The following is a 17,082-nucleotide window of genomic DNA, read 5'->3' on the forward strand; positions in this document are numbered from 1 at the left end:
GTCACCTTCAGCGGCTCGGTGATCGCCTTCGGCAAGCTCTCGGGCAAGTACAAGTTCCGCCTGTTCCAGGGCGCGCCGGTGCAGTTCGCCGGCCAGCACAAGCTCAACCTGCTGCTGGGCCTGGCCACCGTCTTCTTCATTTTTGGTTTCTGGCATTCGCAGAGCTGGATCGACATCGTGCTGGTGATCGCGCTGGGCTTCATCCTGGGCGTGCTCATCATCATCCCCATCGGCGGCGCCGACATGCCGGTGGTGGTGTCCATGCTCAACAGCTACTCGGGCTGGGCGGCCGCGGGCATCGGCTTCAGCCTGAACAACTCCATGCTGATCATCGCCGGCTCGCTGGTGGGTTCGTCGGGCGCGATCCTGAGCTACATCATGTGCAAGGCCATGAACCGCTCGTTCTTCAACGTGATCCTGGGCGGCTTCGGTGGCGAGGCGGCAACTGCCGGCGGCGCCAAGGCCGAGGCGCGGCCGGTCAAGAGCGGCAGCGCCGACGACGCGGCCTTCGTGCTGGGCAACGCCGAGACCGTGGTGATCGTGCCGGGCTACGGCCTGGCGGTGGCGCGCGCGCAGCACGCGGTGAAAGAGCTCGCGCACAAGCTCACCGAAAAAGGCATCACCGTGAAGTACGCCATCCACCCGGTGGCCGGGCGCATGCCGGGGCACATGAACGTGCTGCTGGCCGAGGCCGAGGTGCCGTACGACCAGGTGTTCGAGATGGAGGACATCAACGGCGAGTTTGGCCAGGCCGACGTGGCCATCATCCTGGGCGCCAACGACGTGGTGAACCCGGCTGCGTTGCAAAAGGGCAGCACGATCTACGGCATGCCGATCCTGGAGGCCTACAAGGCCAAGACGGTGATCGTGAACAAGCGCTCCATGGCCGCGGGCTATGCCGGCCTGGACAACGAACTGTTCTACATGGACAAGACCATGATGGTGTTTGGCGACGCGAAGAAGGTTGTCGAGGACATGACCAAGGCGATCGAGTGAGTGGTGCCTGAGCGGGGCTCTCTGAAGCGGCATGGCCTGGCCCATCAGCGACGACCCCGGTCACGGCGCTCATGGCCCCAAGCACAGGGAGGACCCGGGATAGCGGCTGGCTCTCAGCTGACTTAAACTGAAAAATTCCAAAGCGCAGGACGCGAGGGACTGTGGAACATTGGAACGAGCCAACCTCTGCAGAAGCCATGCCCGACCCGGTGCCGGCGTTGCTGCTCGGATGGCTGAGCGCCTATCCTTCGGTGGTCATGATCGCCGACGCAGCCGGCAGAGTGGTGTTCGCGAACGATGCAGCGTGCCAATGGCGCGGCTGTGATCGCCAGCAGCTTTTGCAGGCGTGCGTTCAGGACATCGACGCGGCTCTCTGGCGGGAATGGTCGGACGTTGCGCACCCCCGCTGGCGACCAGGCGGTTCCACTCAATGGCAGTCGTGGCACGAAGCCGCCGACGGTCGTCGCGTTGCGACGAAGTTTCGTCTTCAGGCGTTGAGTTTGCGCGACCAGCGCTTCCTGGTGCTGTATTCCGGCGAACTCAATCCTCCTGGGGATGTCGAGCAGGAGTTGAAGCGAACCCTCGCCTTCGTGCAGGGCATTGTCGATGCCTTTCCGGACTTTCTGTTTGAGGGCAGTGCTGAGGGGCGCTACCTCAACACGTGGACGAAGAACCCGGAACTGCTGGCGGCGTCGCGAGATTTCATGCTGGGGCGCACACTTGACGAGGTGCTTTCACCCGCCAGCGCAGCGATCGCCAAGGCGGCGTTTCGCGAGGCCGACGAAAAAGGCCTTTCGTTTGGCAAGGTGATCTCCGTCGACACCGCCCAGGGACGCCATTGGTACGAACTGTCGGTCTCCAAGATGCCGATGGGCGAAGGAGAGGCGCCGCACTTCATCACTGTTTCGCGGGATGTCTCGGCCCGGCTGGCCCTGCAGGAGGCACTTGAAGCGAAGGAGCGCCAGTTCCGCACATTGGTTGAGAACTCGCCTGATCTCATCGCGCGGTTCGATGCAGCATTGTGCTGCCTCTACGCGAATCCCGCGCTCGCCCAGCGCACGCACAGCGAACCTGGCGCGTTGATCGGAATGACGCCGGCGGAGTGCTTGGGATCGGCCCCGGGCGAGGAGCTGCAGCACCGGATGCTTGCTTGCCTGCAAGGTGGCGAGCCGCAGCACTTTGAGCTGAACTGGACCGACGCAAGAGGTCGCCCGGCGTACTTTCTGGTCAGCCTGACTCCCGAGCTCGACGCCCGGAATCTGGTCGGCAGCGTGCTTCTGGTGGGGCGGGACATCGGCGAATTGCGTGCACACCAGGACCGGATCCATCGTCTGGTGGAGTCCAACATCATCGGTGTGTTGTTCTGGCATGCCGACGGGCGCATCGAAGAGGCCAATGACGCCTTTCTCGACATGCTGGGCTACTCGCGCTCCGACCTGTTGTCTGGCCACTTGCGCTGGGACCGTCTGACGCCCAGGGGCCATGAAGAGGCCGACGCACGAACCGCAGAAGAGATCCGCCTTACGGGAGCGTGCGGCGCTTACGAAAAGGAGCTGCTCCATCGTGACGGGCGGAGGGTTCCTGTGCTGGTGGGGTCGGCCATGTTGGACCGCGAGCAACAGCTGCGGGTCACGTACGTGCTGGACCAGACGGAAAGGCGGCGTGCCGAGGTCGAGCGGCGCGCTCGCGAGGCGGCCGAGGCGGCCTCACGGGCCAAAGGTGAGTTTCTCGCCCACATGAGCCATGAAATTCGCACGCCTCTCAACGCGGTGCTGGGCATGGCGTATCTGGCGGAGCGCGAAACCCGTGAAATTTCCACGCGGGAAAAACTCGAAAAGATCGCGCGCGCCGGTCACTCGCTCCTGAATCTGATCAACGACATCCTGGACTTCTCCAAGATCGAGGCAGGCTTGCTCAAGATCGAGAACGCCCCGTTCGATCTGCAAAAAGTGCTCGACAACGTCGCCGTCATCATGGGTTCGGTGGTGTCGAGCAAGGCCGTGGAAGTGGTGGTCGCTCCACTTCCCATGGGAGTCCAGCACCTTGTGGGCGACGCGTTCCGGATCGAGCAGGTCCTGATCAACCTGGCGGGCAACGCGCTGAAGTTCACCCACGAAGGTCACGTTGAACTGTCGGTCGAGGTGGTTGACAGGGCTCAGGACCGAGTCACCCTGAGGTTTTCGGTGGAAGACACAGGCATCGGCATGACCCGCGAAGAGGTGGCCAGCCTCTTCAAGCCATTCACGCAAGCCGAAGTGTCGACCTCGCGGCGCTTTGGTGGTACCGGGCTGGGCCTGTCGATTTCCAAACAACTGGTGGAGCTGATGCGCAGCGAGATCGTGGTGGAAAGCACCAAGGGGCGTGGCAGCGCATTCAGGTTCACTGTAGAGGTCGGGCTGGGCAATGATGGCGAGTGGCCGGCGCCCGAGGTGTTTGCGCGGCGGCATGTGCTGCTCGCGATGACCCGTGAGCGAACCAGAGACAACCTGATTCAAATCTGTCGTGGGCTCGACTGGTGCGTGTCCAGCGCGGCGGTCGGCGAGGCCGCTGCCACGGTCGTGGCCGGGAGCGGCGCAGAACCCGTGGTGGAGGTGGTCCTGATCGAATGGGGGCCAGACGACGGCTTTGGTCCAGCGCTGGCACGCCAGCTCCGCGAGGCAACGGCGCGGCGCGGCTTGGGGCTGGTGGCGGTGGTCCGCGCCCGAGAGGCGCTCTCGCTGGAATCGCTGGTGGACGAAGGGGTGCTCGACGCGTTGCTTGTCAAGCCCGTGACGCCGTCGACTCTTCGAGAGAGTGTCGACAGAGCCATGCGTCGCTGCGGCCGGTCACTGGAGATGGACGGCATGACGAGAAGTGAGTCCGCTCCCCTGCGGGGCATCCGCGTGATGGTGGTGGATGACAACGACACCAACCGGGAGCTCGCCAGCAGCATTCTGGCCAGCCACGGGGCTTCCGTCATCACGGCCGCGGACGGACAGGCGTCGGTGGACATGCTGCAGGACGACCGGAGTGTGTGCGACATCGTTCTGATGGATCTGCAGATGCCTGGAATGGACGGGATGCAGGCGACGTCACGGATCCGCCAGCTGCCGGGGTGCGAGACCTTGCCCATCGTGGCGTTGACGGCCAGTGCCTTCAACGAGCAGCGAGATGCAGCACTGGCGGCCGGAATGGACGCCGTGGTCACCAAGCCGTTTGATGTCGACGGCCTTGTCCAACTGCTGTTCCGCCTCGGCAGAGGTCTTGCCGAGAGTGACGGGATGGCCACCGATGCACTGCCGCCCGGGACGCCCACCGAGTCTTCGGGCGAATTGATGCTGGTGGACTTCAATCTGGGCTTGCAACTGTGGCAAGACCTTGGGCACTATCGCCATCATCTCCGCCGCTTTGTGCAGGAGCATGAGGACGAGGCGCAGCGTGCCGATGCGTTGGGGAATGAAGACCTCATCCGTCATGTGCACAGGACGCGGGGCAGCGCCTCGGCGCTGGCGCTGATGGCGGCGACCAAGGTCGCCAGCCATTTGGAGGAGCACCTGCGAACGGGGGTGCGCGACCCCGATGAGATCGCGCGCTTTGCTTCAGAGATCGGGCGCACCTGCGCAGCCATCAATGTGCATCTGGACACATCACGGGCCAACTGAGTGCCGGTGGTGACACGGCACTCAGGTTCTTGTAGCAGCCGGGCAGCCTGCCACGCGTTTTTGAGGTAGCCTGCCTGCCACGCGTAAGGGAAAAACACGAGGACCCGTGTCCGGCTTTCCACAGACAATGCGCGGCAGTTGTATCCACAAGAATGAGGAAATCCCGAATGACCGACTCAACGGCCGACCGTCCCTGGCTGGGCTCGTATTCACCCGGTGTGCCCGCCGACATCGACGTGGCGCAATACAGCTCGCTGGTGCACCTCATGGAAGAGAGCTTCGGCAAGTTCGCCAGCCGGCCCGCCTACAGTTTCATGGGCAAGCAGATCACGTTTGCGCAGACCGACAGCCTGTCTCAGGCCTTTGCGGCTTATCTGCAGGGCCTGGGTCTGGTCAAGGGCGATCGTGTGGCCATCATGATGCCCAACGTGCCGCAGTACCCGGTGGCGGTGGCCGGCATCCTGCGCGCGGGTCTGGTGGTGGTGAACGTGAATCCGCTGTACACGCCGCGCGAGCTGGAGCACCAGCTCAGGGATTCGGGCGCCAAGGCCATCGTCATCATCGAGAACTTCGCCAACACCTTGCAGCAGTGCATTGCCAACACGCCGGTCAAACACGTGGTGCTGACCGCCATGGGTGACCAACTCGGTCTGCTCAAGGGTGCGCTGGTGAACTACGTGGTGCGCAACGTCAAGAAGATGGTGCCCGCCTTCAACCTGCCCCAGGCCGTGCGCTTCAATGAAGCCATCGCCAAGGGCACGCGCGGCACGCTCAAACGCCCCGACATCAAGCCCGACGACATGGCCGTTTTGCAGTACACCGGTGGCACCACCGGCGTGAGCAAGGGTGCCGTGCTGCTGCACCGCAACGTGATCGCCAACCTGCTGCAGTCCGACGCGTGGAACGAGCCGGTGATGAAGCGTGTGCCAGAAGGCGAACAACCCACCAGCGTGTGCGCCTTGCCCCTGTATCACATCTTCGCGTTCACGGTGAACATGATGCTGGGCATGCGCACCGGCGCCATGAACATCCTGATCCCCAATCCGCGCGATCTGCCGGCGGTGTTGAAAGAGCTGAGCAAGCACACCTTCCACAGCTTCCCCGCGGTCAACACCTTGTTCAACGGGTTGGCCAACCACCCCGACTTCAACACCGTGAACTGGAGCAACCTCAAGGTGTCTGTGGGCGGCGGCATGGCGGTGCAAGGCGCCGTGGCCAAGCTCTGGCTGGAGAAGACCGGTTGCCCCATTTGCGAAGGCTACGGTCTGTCCGAAACCAGTCCGTCGGCCACCTGCAATCCGACCACGAGCACCGCCTACAGCGGCACCATCGGCTTGCCCCTGTCCAACACCCACATGAAGTGCCTGGACGATGATGGCAACGAAGTGCCGCTGGGCCAGCCCGGCGAGATTGCGATCAAGGGCCCGCAGGTGATGGCGGGCTACTGGCAGCGACCTGACGAGACCGCCAAGGTCATGACGCCGGATGGCTACTTCAAGACCGGTGACGTGGGCGTGATGGACGAGCGCGGTTACTTCAAAATCGTCGACCGCAAAAAAGACATGGTGCTGGTGAGCGGCTTCAACGTGTATCCCAACGAGGTGGAGGACGTGGTGGCGCAGCTGCCCGGCGTGATGGAGTGCGCCGTGGTCGGTGTGCCCGACGACAAGTCGGGTGAAGCGGTCAAGCTCGTCATCGTCAAGAAGGATGCGGCACTGACCGAAGCGCAGGTGCGCGACTACTGCAAGGCCAACCTCACGGGCTACAAACAGCCCAAGGTGGTGGAGTTCCGCACCGAGCTGCCCAAGACCCCGGTCGGCAAGATCCTGCGCCGCGAGTTGCGCGACAAGAAATAGTGGCAGGTCTCACCGCCCTCGTCAGTGCGCTGCACGAAGAGCTGGCCGCCGTGCTGGCGCTCATGCCCGATGAGAGACAGCAAACTGTGGGCGGACGCACCTTCTGGCGCGGCCACCTGCACGGTCACGAGGTGGTCGCCGTGCTGTCGGGCATTGGCAAGGTGGCTGCGGCCACCACGGCCACCGCACTGATCGAGCGCTTCGGCGTGCAGCGCATCGTGTTCACCGGCGTGGCCGGCGGTCTGGGGGGTGGCGTCAACGTGGGTGACGTCGTGGTGGCGACGCAGTTCCTGCAGCACGACATGGACGCCTCGCCGATCTTTCCACGCCACGAGGTGCCCGGTTATGGCCGCTCCACCTTCGAGGCCGACGCCCTGCTGACCGCACAAGTGGCGCGCGCGAGCGAGCAGGTGCTGCGTGCACTGCCATCGCTGCTCGGTACCGACGTGTTGAATGCCTTCGGTTTGCAAGCGCCGCGCTGCCACCAGGGCCTGCTGATCAGCGGCGATCGCTTCGTCTCGACCACCACCGAAAGCCTGGCCTTGCGCGAGGCCCTGCCCGAGGCGCTCGCGGTGGAAATGGAAGGTGCGGCGTTTGCCCAGGTGTGCCACGACTACGGCGTGCCGCTGGCCGTGGTGCGCACCATCTCGGACCGCGCCGACGACGCCGCACACGTGGATTTCCCGCGCTTCCTGCGCGAGGTTGCGAGCCGCTACAGCGCGGCCATCGTAGAGGCATTGCTGGGGCAGAGATGACTTGTCCAGAATGCCGCGGAACCGGCTCTGCCGGGCCGCTGGCATTGCCCCCTTGAGGGGGTGACGGGCGAAGCCCGGCGCGGGGGTGGATCTATCTCAACCAACCGCGCTTGCGGAAATAGAGCATCGGCACCACCGCCGACAGCACCATGAGTGCCAGCGCCAGGGGGTAACCGTAGTGCCACTGCAGCTCGGGCATGAATGCGAAGTTCATGCCGTAGCTGCTGGCCACCAACGTGGGCGGCAGCAGCGAGACGCTGGCCACCGAGAAGATCTTGATGATCTTGTTCTGGTTGATGTTGATGAAGCCGACCGTCGCATCCATCAGGAAGTTGATCTTGTCGAACAGGAAGGCGGTGTGGCTGTCGAGCGAGTCCAGGTCGCGCAGGATCTGGCGCGCGTCCTCGAACTGCTCGGCGCTCAGCAGCCGGCTGCGCATCATGAAGCTGACCGCGCGGCGCGTGTCCATCACGTTGCGGCGGATGCGGCCTGACATGTCCTCGTGGCGCGCGATGGCCGAGAGCGCCTCACTCAGCAGATTGTCCGAGGCGTTGCTGTTGAGCACCTTCTTGCTCACCGTCTCGATCTCGTCGTAGATGTCTTCCAGCGTGTCGGCGCAGTACTCGGCGTCGGCGTCGAACAGCATCAGCAGCACGTCCTTGGCATCCTCGATCAGGCCGGGCATGCGGCGCGCGCGCATGCGCAGCAGGCGGAACACCGGCACGTCCTCGTCGTGGATGGAGAACAGCACGCCCTGGCTCTTCAAGGTGTCGTTGTGCTCGTTGAGGATGAAGGCCACGCGAACCGCGCGCGGGTCTTCCTCGTCGTCGATCAAAAAGTCGGAGCGCACATGCAGCTCGCCGTTGTCTTCCTCGAAGAAACGGGCCGACTCCTCGATGTCCTCGTCCATCGCGTCTTCGGGAATCGACAGCCCGAAGTGCTGCTTGACCCAGCGGCGTTCTTCGGGGGTGGGGTCCTCCAGGTCGACCCAGATTGGCTTGAATTGAGCCAGCTCTTCGAGCGACTCGATCTCTTCCTGGAAGAGGCGGCCATTGGCCAGGGTGAATACGTTGAGCATGGAGCGCTCCCGGCGAAGTCTGCTGTCTGAAAGGGCGGGGCCGCGCAGGCGGACCCGAAGGCGGGGTAGGGTGCTTTCAGCCAGCGGACCGCCCGACCCAGGTGGCCGCGCCAGGCGCAGCGGTCAGACGGTGACGGGGGTGGCTGAAAGCACGCAACTGGGGGGCGTGCTGTCCATGAGGCTCTCCGTGGGTAGATTCGACCGGCGAATTATGGCACCGACACCGTTTCTGGAAGCGGTGCTTGAGGCGCCATGAAGCGCATCAGTTCGTCCTTTCGGCGCCAGGCATCGTGTTCGCCGAGCTCGATGAGCGCATGCACGAAACCCGGCTCGAACAACAGGTAGCTGGCCAGCGACGCCGCACTGCCGGCCGCACCGCGCGCGGTGTCCAGCGCGCCCAGCCCGGCCAGGGTGTTGCGGGTGGGCGCGGGCAGTTCGCCGATGTGCTTGCGCGCCAGTTCGTCGAGTGAAAAGCTCGGCTGGATGGCCAGCACGTCGACCGGGCGGTAGGGCAGGGCCGCGGCCAGGGCCGGAGGCAGGCGCGACAGGGTCTGGCTCACGCGCTGGGCCTGTTCCACATCGGCCTGCAGGGTGTCGTGGAACACGCTGGCCATGGCGTGGCCTGCGATGGTGCCGGCCGTGGGGTCGCCCGCCGTGCGCGCCACCATGCCCGAGCGCTGTGGCTGCCCCACACCGATCACCAGCACCCGCCGCGCACCGAAATGGATGGCGGGCGACAGCGGCGAGAGCTGGCGCATCGAGCCGTCGCCGAAATGCTCCTTGTGGCCTTCGACCCACAGCGGCACGGACGGAAAGAGGAACGGGATGGCGCTGGACGCCATCAGGTGCTCGATCGTGATGGGCTGGAAAGCGGCCCGGCGCCCCGGGCGGTGCCACGGCTGCACGGTGTGGTCGGTGTTGGTCTGGCAAAAGGTCCAGTGTTCGCCGCTTGTGTAGCTGGAGGCGGTCACGCCCAGCGCGTGGATGGCGCCTTGCTCCAGCGCATACTCCAGGCCCGGCAGATCGATCGCCCGGTGCAATGTGTTCACCAGCGGCAGCGTGTCGAGCAGGGCGCGGTGGCGCTTGACCTGACGCGCCAGCGTCCAGCCCGCCACCAACCGGTTGGCGCGCACCCAGCCCGGCGCCTCCAGCCGGTAGATCTGCTCCGAGCGCAGTCCCATCCAGAACGTTGCCAGCTGCGGCAGCGCAGGCAGGCCTTGCAGGGCGATGCTGCCCAGGTAGGCCGCATTGAGTGCGCCCGCCGAGGTGCCGAACAACCACTGAAACGGAAACGCCTGACTGCCCCGCGGCTGCATCGCGGCCAGCGCCTTGAGCACACCGGCCTGGTAGGCGGTGCGTGCGCCGCCGCCCATCAACACCAGTGCACACGCATCGGGCCTCACTTCATGTGAAGAAGTCGCCAGCATGTTGTGCGTGATGATGGTGTCGAGGGACATGGGCTTACGGGGTTGGAGAGGCGACGGCCCGGCGCGCGCGTGCGATGAACTGCTGCAGTTCTGCGGGGTCCACCGGTTTGTGCATCACGGTCAGGCCGACCGCCAGCACGGCGTTCATCACCTCGGTGCTGGTGTCGCCCGTGACGATGGCCACCGCCAGGTCGGGCCTGGCGTGTTGGCGCAAGAGATGGGCCACGGCGAGTCCATCGCTGTCCCGCGCCAGGTGGAAGTCGACCAGGGCGGCGTCCAGCTGGTCCCGGTGGTCCAGGGCGATGCGGGCCGCCTCCTGCGCGTTGGACGCCTGCAGGGGTACATGCCCCCAGCTCCGCAGCAGAATGGACATGGCCGCCAGGATGTCCTGGTTCTCCTCCACGACCAGCACGATGTGCCCGCCGACAGGTTTCGAAGCCGGAGCCTTGGATGGCGGCAGCGTGGCTGGTTGATGGCCGGCTTGCGCGCGCGGCGTGCGGATGCAGAACATCGAACCCTTGCCCAGCGCCGAGCGCCAGCTCAGGCGCACACCGATCAATTTGGCCGAGCGGTGCACGATCGCCATGCCCAGTCCGAACCCCCGTGCCTGGCTGCCGTCCGCATGCGCGTTGCTGCCCTGGTAGAACTCCTCGGTGATGCGCGACGACTCGTGCGACGAGATGCCGATGCCGGTGTCCCAGACCTGGATGTCGACGCTGTCGCCCCGCGAGCGCGCCGACACCAGCACGCCGCCGCGGTCGGTGTAGCGCACCGCATTGCTGACGAGATTGCTCAGCATCGTGTGCAGCACCGACGGATCGCTGTGCACCCACAGGCCGCCGTCGTGCATGCGCAGCCGCAGCCCCTTGGCCTCGGCCTGCGCCGCCACTTCGTCCACCACCGCGGACAGCAACGGCTCCAGGGGGAAGTCTTCGGTGGTCACGCGCACCGCGTCGGCATCCAGTCGAGAGACATCCAGCAAGCGGCTGAGCAACTGGCCCATGGTGCCCAGCGCCGACTGCATGCGGTCGGCCATGTCGCCCAGTGCCGGCGCGGAGAGCCTGCCTTCCTGTGCCATGCGCTTGAGGGCCGGGACGAACATGCTCATGGCATGGATCGGTTGACGCAAGTCGTGGCTGGCGGTCGCCAGAAACCGTGTTTTCGCCTTGCTGGCGGTCTCGGCCGCGTCCCTGGCCAGCGAGAGTTCGGTCACCAGTGCGTCGTTTTCGAAACGCAGGCGAAGCGCTTCTTCGATGGCCGCGGCAATGCGCCGCGCAAACAGCTCTGCCATCAACAGAAAGACCAGGGCGAGCAGGCCCACGGTCATCGTGCGCGTGTCGCCGCTGAACATGCTGCGCAACGCAAGGGGCACGATGGCGGGCACGCCAAAAGCCAGGTGCGCCGGGAAATACGGCCCCAGCGACTGGGTGGCGCTGGCGACGATGGACGCGAGGATCATGACCAGCACCGCCTGCGTGTGCGGATCGTCGGGGCTGAAGAACAGAGCCGTCAGCGAGCCCCACAGCAAGCCGGCGGCGAACGACGCCAGAACGAACCAGCGGGCCCAACCGCGTGCCTGTGTCTGATCTGGCTGTGACCGTTGGTAGCGCCGTGCGCCCCACCACCGAACGGCACACAGCACCGCCATGGCGCCCAGCCAGTACAACACCCATCGGGAAGGCTGCCCGTTCATCAGGAGCAGCGCGGCGGTGCCGATCGCCAGCGTCAACGTACCCACGACCAGGGCGGGGACGTTTCGCGCGAGCAACCGCACCTGCTCGTGCAGCAGCCGGTCTTGCGAGGTTGGGACGCTGAGCATGCGCCTGAGCATAGGACATGCCGGGCCGGTATGAACGCGGAGCGCGTTGGCATGAATGACAACGGTCACATTCACCGGCATTCACCGGCATTCGCACGCTTTGTTGCCCTTGCCGGCTTGCGCCTCGGAGGTTTCGTGTGCATAGTGGGCTCAAGACATCCCCGTGGCCGTCGGGAGGTCTTGCCCCAGGCGGCTTGTCTCAACCCGGAGCATATGGAGGCTCTTTTATGAACCTGACGATCAGCGGTCACCACCTTGAGGTCACACCCGCCCTGCGCGGTTACGTCACCAGCAAACTCGAACGCATATCCCGACACTTCGACCAGGTGGTCGACATGAAGGTGCTGTTGACGGTGGACAACCTCAAGGAAAAGGACCTCAGGCAGCGAGCGGAATGCAACATCCACGTCAAGGGCCGCGACCTGTTCGCCGAGAGCGCCCACGCCGATCTTTACGCTGCCGTCGATGAACTGGCCGACAAGCTGGATCGGCAAGTTCTTCGCTACAAAGACAAGGCACAGGACCACCACCACGACACGGTCAAGCGTTTGATGTGATGAATGTCACGGACTGCGGTCCGTGAGGGAAAACCCGATGCTGCACTGCAGCAGGCCGCTTGGAAAGTCAAGCGGCTTTTTTGTGCCCGCAGTCTAGCCAACACCGCTCAACTGGTCATAATTTGCGGTCCAAGAGGGCTCACATGAACCGACTATCTGTCATATTGCCTGCCGCGCAAGTGCTCGTCAGCGTGGACGCAACCAGCAAAAAACGCGCATTCGAAGAAGCAGGCCTGCTTTTCGAGACCCTTCACGGACTCAACCGCGCACTCATTACCGACAGCCTGTTTGCCCGCGAGCGTCTGGGTTCCACCGGTCTGGGCCACGGTGTGGCGATCCCGCATGGGCGAATCAAGGGTTTGAAGCAGCCTTTGGCGGCGGTGTTCCAGCTGGCCAGCCCGATTGGCTTTGACGCCCCCGACGAATTGCCGGTGCAACTGATGATCTTTCTGCTGGTGCCCGAGGCGGCCACGCAGAAGCACCTGGAGATCCTCTCCGAGATCGCCGAGTTGTTGAGCGACAGCGGTCTGCGCGAGCAGATGAAGACCTCCACCGACGCAGCCGCACTGCACAAACTGATCACGTCCTGGCAATCGGCCCACGCCGCAGCCTGAGGTTGTTGGTCTCCCACGCTCCACCGCTGCCCACCAAGGGAGCTGATACGCCTTGGGGCGGCCCCGTGGCGGATCGTTCCATCCCCCGCTGCTTATCGGAGTGATCCCTTTTGAAACCCACCGTCGTCAGCGCCGACGTCCTGTTCGAGGACCATCGTGATGCCCTGAAGTGGCAATGGATTGCCGGGCTGGGGGCCTCCGAGCGGCGGTTCGACGAAGTGGCCATCCGCGCCGCACGTTCAGGTGCTGACCTGGTCGGTTATCTCAACTACATCCACCCCTACCGGGTCCAGGTGTTTGGCGAACGCGAAGTCGCCTACCTCACCAGCCAGAGTGAGGACGACAACAGGCGCCGTGTGGCGCGCATTGTCACGCTGGAGCCGCCGGTGCTGGTGGTGGCCGATGGCCAGGCCGCGCCCGATGCGCTCACCGCCATGTGCGAGCGCGCTCAGATCCCGATGTTCTCCACGCACGAGTCGGCGGCGTTCGTCATCGATGTGCTGCGCGCCTACCTCTCGCGCCATTTCGCCGACCGCGCCTCCATGCATGGCGTGTTCATGGACATCCTCGGCATGGGCGTGATGATCACGGGCGAATCGGGCCTGGGCAAGAGTGAACTCGGGCTGGAACTCATCTCGCGGGGCCATGGCCTGGTGGCCGATGATGCGGTGGACCTCTACCGCATCAACCAGACCAGCATCGAAGGCCGCTGCCCCGAGCTGTTGCAGAACCTGCTGGAGGTGCGCGGCATCGGCCTGCTCGACATCAAGGCGATCTTTGGCGAGACGGCGGTGCGGCGCAAGATGCGGCTCTCGCTCATCGTGCATCTGGTGCGCCGCGAAACCATGGAGCGTGACTACGAGCGCATGCCCCACGAACCGCTGTACCAGGACGTGCTGGGCGTGCCGGTGCGCAAGGCCGTGATCCAGGTGGTGGCCGGCCGCAACATTGCCGTGCTGGTGGAAGCTGCGGTGCGCAACACCATCCTGCAGCTGCGCGGTATCGACACTTATCAGGAGTTTGTATCGCGCCACCGCGCGGCCATGTCGCGCGGAGAGTAGAGCTGCACCCCCGCGCCGCCTTGCGGCGTCACCCCCTCTAGGGGGCAACACCTGCGGCCCGGCAAAGCCGGTTCCGCGGTGTTCTTGAACGGCTCAGGCTCGGTGCGTGTGGCCCTGGCCCTTGTGGGGACAGTCGGTCTTGGTGCAATTGGCGTAGAGCGACAGCGCGTGCTCCTGCAGCACGAAGCCACGCGTCTTGGCCACCATCTGCTGGCGCTTCTCGATTTCCGCGTCAAAAAACTCTTCCACGCGACCGCAGTCCAGGCAGACCAGGTGGTCGTGGTGCTGACCTTCATTGAGCTCGTACACCGCCTTGCCCGACTCGAAGTTGCTGCGCGTGAGCAGACCAGCTTGCTCAAACTGCATGAGCACGCGGTACACCGTGGCCAGGCCGATGTCGGAGCGCTCTTCCAGCAGCACGCGAAACACGTCTTCGGCCGTCATGTGGCGCTGTTTGGCGTTCTGAAACACCTCCAGGATCTTCAGCCTGGGCAGCGTGGCCTTCAGGCCTGTGCTCTTGAGTTCTTCGATGTTGGTCATGGCGGTGAGCGCGCGGGGCGCTGAATCGGGCGGGCGGGTGTGGTTGCAGTGTCTTCGGGCCCCAAGACTACAATGAAAGGATCATATCGTCAGCGTCTGGCGCACGCTGCATTTTTGCCCCGGCAACGCTTGCGCGCGCGCCCCCTTCACGGTCAGATTCCATGCTCCAAAACACACCCGATTGCGCCCCACTGCCCACCCCGGGGCTGCGCCCGCGCAGACCGCTTCAGGCGGTCTGTGTGCTCGCCGCGCTGGTGACCCTGTCGGCTTGCTCCAGCATCACCAGCCGCATGCCGGGCATCACCAGTCTGGTCAGCCCGTACAAGATCGACATCCTGCAAGGCAACGTGGTCACGCGCGAGCAAGCCGCTGCCCTGCAGACCGGCATGACGCGCGACCAGGTGCGCGACATCCTGGGCTCGCCGCTGCTCGCCAGCGTGTTCCACGCCGATCGCTGGGACTATGTGTTCACTTTCCGTCGCCAGGGTCAGACGCCGCAGCAGCGTCGCCTGACCGTGTTCTTCAAGGCCGATGTGCTCGAGAGATTCGAGGCCGACGAGCTGCCCACCGAGGCGGAATTCGTGGCTTCGCTCGACGCAGGGCGCAAGTTCGACAAGGCGCCGCCTTTGCAGGCCACCGAGGCCCAGCTCAAGGCCTTTGACGAACGCAACAAGACCAACGCTCCCACCACGCCGGCTGATCCCCCTGCGGCACCTGCCGCGAGCTATCCTCCCCTGGAGACTCCGGGGTCCGCTCGATGAGCGGCGCAGCGAGCCTGCACCGCGTTTGCGTGGCGGGTGCCAGCGGCCGCATGGGGCAGATGCTGGTGGAGGCCGTGCGCAACAGCGGCGACTGCCAGCTCACCGGTGCACTCGACATCGCCACCAGTCCGATGCTGGGCCAGGACGCAGCCGGCTTTGCGGGTCAGGCCAGCGGCGTGCTCATCACCGCAGACCTCGCCCAGGGTCTGGGTGGCAGCCAGGCGTTGATCGACTTCACCCGGCCCGAAGGCACGCTGGCGCACCTGCGCGAATGCGCGAAGCACGGCGTCAATGCGGTCATCGGCACCACCGGTTTCAGTGACGAACAGAAGGCCGAGATTGCCGAAGCCGCCAAGGCGATCGCCATCGTGATGGCGCCCAACATGAGCGTGGGCGTGAACGTCACGCTCAAGCTGCTGGAGATGGCGGCCAAGGCGCTGGCCACTGGCTACGACATCGAGATCATCGAAGCACACCACCGCCACAAGGTGGACGCGCCCAGCGGCACCGCGCTGAAGATGGGTGAGGTGATTGCCGATGCGTTGGGTCGCGACCTGAAGGAATGCGCGGTCTATGCGCGCGAGGGCGTGACGGGCGAGCGCGATCCATCCTCCATCGGCTTTGCCACCATCCGCGGTGGCGACATCGTGGGCGACCACACCGTGCTGTTCGCCGGCACCGGCGAGCGCATCGAGATCACGCACAAGTCGAGCAGCCGCGTGACCTACGCGCAAGGCAGCCTGCGCGCGGTGCGTTTCCTGGCTGGCAAGCCGGCCGGGCTGTACGACATGTTCGACGTGCTCGGTTTGAAATGATGGACAGCGCGGGCCAGGGTCTCCTGCAGACGCTGGCGCAGGCCGATGCGCTGGGCCGTGCGGTGGCGCTGTTGCTGCTGACCATGTCAGTGGCGAGCTGGGTGGTGATCTTGTGGAAGGGCTGGTTGCTGCGCCGCGCCGCGCGCGACCTGGGCTTGAGCACCGCCGCCTTCTGGCAGGCGGCCGATCTGGACGATGCGCAGCGCCGGCTGGTCACCTTCGATGCGCAGCAACTCGTGCTGCCGCTGCTGCAGGCAGCACTTGGCCTGGCCAACGCCCTGCCGCACACCCTGGCCGCCGCCGGCGACCGCTCACAGCAGCTCACCCGCGTGCTGCGCGACGCGCTGCACCGCGTGCTGCACCGCCTGCAATTCGGTCAGGTGCTGCTGGCCACCGTGGGTTCCACCGCGCCCTTCGTGGGTCTGCTGGGCACGGTCTGGGGCATCTACAACGCGCTCGGCGGCATCGGGCTCGACGGCGGCTTCCGCATCGAGCAGGTCTCCGGGCCGGTGGGCGAATCGCTGGTCATGACGGCCGCCGGTCTGGTGGTGGCGATACCCGCCGTGCTGGCCTACAACGTGCTGGGCCGCCAGATCGCGCGCATCGAGGCCGACCTCGAAGGCTTCGCGCGCGACCTGCGTGAACTGTTGGTGCACAGGGGTTTGGAATGAGTTTTGGTCGGCTGGAGAAACCGGTTGGCCACAAACCCATGAGCGAGATCAACGTCACGCCGCTGGTGGACGTGATGCTGGTGCTGCTCGTGATCTTCATCATTGCCGCGCCCTTCATGGCCGACCGGTTGGCGCTGGAATTGCCGAAGGCCGAACTGCCGAAGGCCGCCACCCCCACCGAACCCGGGCCTTTCGTGTCGCTGTCGGTCGATGGCCAGGGACGCATGCAGTGGGACGGGCAGGCCGTGGACGATGCCGCCCTGCGCCAGCGTCTGCTTGAGGCCGCGCAGCGCAACCCCGCCACCGAACTCCAGCTGCGCGCCGATGCCAGCGTGTCCTACGGCCGTGTGGTCTCGCTGATCGGCATGGCGCAATCGGCCGGGCTCGCGCGCATTGGCTTCGTGGCCGAGTCGACAGCCCCGCGCTGAATGGCCGGGCCGGCGGGTGGCCTGCGGCCCAAGGCCTAAAATCCGCCATTCCCTCGCGCCACC

15 protein-coding genes are annotated in these 17,082 nt (G+C 65.2%); 11 read left to right on the forward strand and 4 right to left on the reverse strand.

Features of this window, described 5'->3' with window-relative positions:
• From V6M63_RS19310 to V6M63_RS19325, 4 genes are all read left to right on the forward strand, one after another.
• Positions 1-996, forward strand: a 996-nt coding sequence (locus tag V6M63_RS19310) for an NAD(P)(+) transhydrogenase (Re/Si-specific) subunit beta (protein ID WP_332744510.1), incomplete at its 5' end; no start/stop codon positions are given.
• Between the two features lie 197 nt (positions 997-1,193).
• Positions 1,194-4,637, forward strand: a complete 3,444-nt coding sequence (locus V6M63_RS19315; RefSeq protein WP_332744511.1) for a PAS domain-containing protein — start codon at positions 1,194-1,196, stop codon at positions 4,635-4,637.
• A gap of 167 nt (positions 4,638-4,804) precedes the next feature.
• Positions 4,805-6,493 carry a long-chain-fatty-acid--CoA ligase gene (locus V6M63_RS19320; protein ID WP_332744513.1) on the forward strand — a complete coding sequence of 563 codons (1,689 nt, stop codon included), beginning with the start codon at positions 4,805-4,807 and terminating at the stop codon, positions 6,491-6,493.
• Between the two features lie 62 nt (positions 6,494-6,555).
• Positions 6,556-7,248: a 5'-methylthioadenosine/adenosylhomocysteine nucleosidase gene (locus V6M63_RS19325; protein ID WP_442909619.1), complete on the forward strand. Its 693-nt coding sequence runs from the start codon at positions 6,556-6,558 to the stop codon at positions 7,246-7,248.
• 91 nt (positions 7,249-7,339) lie between these two features.
• Here the strand turns inward: V6M63_RS19325 and corA are convergent, their stop codons facing one another.
• From corA to V6M63_RS19340, 3 genes are all read right to left on the reverse strand, one after another.
• A complete protein-coding gene (gene corA, locus V6M63_RS19330; protein ID WP_056264444.1) occupies positions 7,340-8,326 on the reverse strand; it encodes a magnesium/cobalt transporter CorA in 987 nt (328 codons plus the stop codon).
• Between the two features lie 209 nt (positions 8,327-8,535).
• Positions 8,536-9,783, reverse strand: a complete 1,248-nt coding sequence (locus V6M63_RS19335; protein WP_332744520.1) for a patatin-like phospholipase family protein — start codon at positions 9,781-9,783, stop codon at positions 8,536-8,538.
• Between the two features lie 4 nt (positions 9,784-9,787).
• On the reverse strand, positions 9,788-11,572 hold the full coding sequence (locus V6M63_RS19340; RefSeq protein WP_332744523.1) for an ATP-binding response regulator: 1,785 nt from the start codon (positions 11,570-11,572) through the stop codon (positions 9,788-9,790).
• Positions 11,573-11,799: 227 nt separating this feature from the next.
• On the opposite strand from V6M63_RS19340, the gene hpf reads away from it, so the two are divergent.
• The 3 genes from hpf (at position 11,800) to hprK (ending at position 13,804) form a co-directional block, all read left to right on the forward strand.
• Positions 11,800-12,129 (forward strand): ribosome hibernation-promoting factor, HPF/YfiA family, encoded by a 330-nt coding sequence (hpf, locus tag V6M63_RS19345; protein WP_056264433.1) that lies wholly within the window; start codon positions 11,800-11,802, stop codon positions 12,127-12,129.
• Positions 12,130-12,272: 143 nt separating this feature from the next.
• Positions 12,273-12,743 carry a PTS sugar transporter subunit IIA gene (locus tag V6M63_RS19350; RefSeq protein ID WP_291082679.1) on the forward strand — a complete coding sequence of 157 codons (471 nt, stop codon included), beginning with the start codon at positions 12,273-12,275 and terminating at the stop codon, positions 12,741-12,743.
• A 110-nt stretch (positions 12,744-12,853) separates the two neighbouring features.
• The gene (gene hprK / locus V6M63_RS19355) at positions 12,854-13,804 is read left to right on the forward strand and encodes an HPr(Ser) kinase/phosphatase (protein ID WP_056264424.1); all 951 of its coding nucleotides are present in this window, start codon (positions 12,854-12,856) and stop codon (positions 13,802-13,804) included.
• A 93-nt stretch (positions 13,805-13,897) separates the two neighbouring features.
• Here the strand turns inward: hprK and fur are convergent, their stop codons facing one another.
• Positions 13,898-14,344 (reverse strand): ferric iron uptake transcriptional regulator, encoded by a 447-nt coding sequence (gene fur, locus V6M63_RS19360; RefSeq protein ID WP_332744528.1) that lies wholly within the window; start codon positions 14,342-14,344, stop codon positions 13,898-13,900.
• A gap of 161 nt (positions 14,345-14,505) precedes the next feature.
• Here fur and V6M63_RS19365 point away from each other — a divergent pair, with 161 nt between their 5' ends.
• From V6M63_RS19365 to V6M63_RS19380, 4 genes are read left to right on the forward strand one after another with little or no spacing between them, the layout of a single operon-like run.
• The gene (locus V6M63_RS19365) at positions 14,506-15,105 is read left to right on the forward strand and encodes an outer membrane protein assembly factor BamE (protein WP_332744530.1); all 600 of its coding nucleotides are present in this window, start codon (positions 14,506-14,508) and stop codon (positions 15,103-15,105) included.
• On the forward strand, positions 15,102-15,920 hold the full coding sequence (gene dapB / locus V6M63_RS19370) for a 4-hydroxy-tetrahydrodipicolinate reductase (protein ID WP_332744532.1): 819 nt from the start codon (positions 15,102-15,104) through the stop codon (positions 15,918-15,920). The genes V6M63_RS19365 and dapB overlap by 4 nt, the downstream gene beginning before the upstream one ends.
• A complete protein-coding gene (locus tag V6M63_RS19375) occupies positions 15,920-16,591 on the forward strand; it encodes a MotA/TolQ/ExbB proton channel family protein (protein WP_332744534.1) in 672 nt (223 codons plus the stop codon). The genes dapB and V6M63_RS19375 overlap by 1 nt, the downstream gene beginning before the upstream one ends.
• Positions 16,588-17,019: an ExbD/TolR family protein gene (locus V6M63_RS19380; RefSeq protein WP_332744536.1), complete on the forward strand. Its 432-nt coding sequence runs from the start codon at positions 16,588-16,590 to the stop codon at positions 17,017-17,019. The genes V6M63_RS19375 and V6M63_RS19380 overlap by 4 nt, the downstream gene beginning before the upstream one ends.
• Positions 17,020-17,082 lie beyond the last annotated feature (63 nt).

Source organism: Hydrogenophaga sp., from assembly GCF_036675665.1.
Classification (GTDB): Bacteria; Pseudomonadota; Gammaproteobacteria; order Burkholderiales; family Burkholderiaceae_C; genus Hydrogenophaga.

Bases quoted from the DNA above. Each gene is read 5' to 3' on its own strand.
- V6M63_RS19315 (WP_332744511.1), top strand. From the start codon at position 1,194: ATGCCCGACCCGGTGCCGGCGTTGCTGCTCGGATGGCTGAGCGCCTAT.
- V6M63_RS19320 (WP_332744513.1), top strand. From the start codon at position 4,805: ATGACCGACTCAACGGCCGACCGTCCCTGGCTGGGCTCGTATTCACCC.
- V6M63_RS19325 (WP_442909619.1), top strand. From the start codon at position 6,556: ATGCCCGATGAGAGACAGCAAACTGTGGGCGGACGCACCTTCTGGCGC.
- corA (WP_056264444.1), bottom strand. From the start codon at position 8,326: ATGCTCAACGTATTCACCCTGGCCAATGGCCGCCTCTTCCAGGAAGAG.
- V6M63_RS19335 (WP_332744520.1), bottom strand. From the start codon at position 9,783: ATGTCCCTCGACACCATCATCACGCACAACATGCTGGCGACTTCTTCA.
- V6M63_RS19340 (WP_332744523.1), bottom strand. From the start codon at position 11,572: ATGCTCAGCGTCCCAACCTCGCAAGACCGGCTGCTGCACGAGCAGGTG.
- hpf (WP_056264433.1), top strand. From the start codon at position 11,800: ATGAACCTGACGATCAGCGGTCACCACCTTGAGGTCACACCCGCCCTG.
- V6M63_RS19350 (WP_291082679.1), top strand. From the start codon at position 12,273: ATGAACCGACTATCTGTCATATTGCCTGCCGCGCAAGTGCTCGTCAGC.
- fur (WP_332744528.1), bottom strand. From the start codon at position 14,344: ATGACCAACATCGAAGAACTCAAGAGCACAGGCCTGAAGGCCACGCTG.
- V6M63_RS19365 (WP_332744530.1), top strand. From the start codon at position 14,506: ATGCTCCAAAACACACCCGATTGCGCCCCACTGCCCACCCCGGGGCTG.
- dapB (WP_332744532.1), top strand. From the start codon at position 15,102: ATGAGCGGCGCAGCGAGCCTGCACCGCGTTTGCGTGGCGGGTGCCAGC.
- V6M63_RS19375 (WP_332744534.1), top strand. From the start codon at position 15,920: ATGGACAGCGCGGGCCAGGGTCTCCTGCAGACGCTGGCGCAGGCCGAT.
- V6M63_RS19380 (WP_332744536.1), top strand. From the start codon at position 16,588: ATGAGTTTTGGTCGGCTGGAGAAACCGGTTGGCCACAAACCCATGAGC.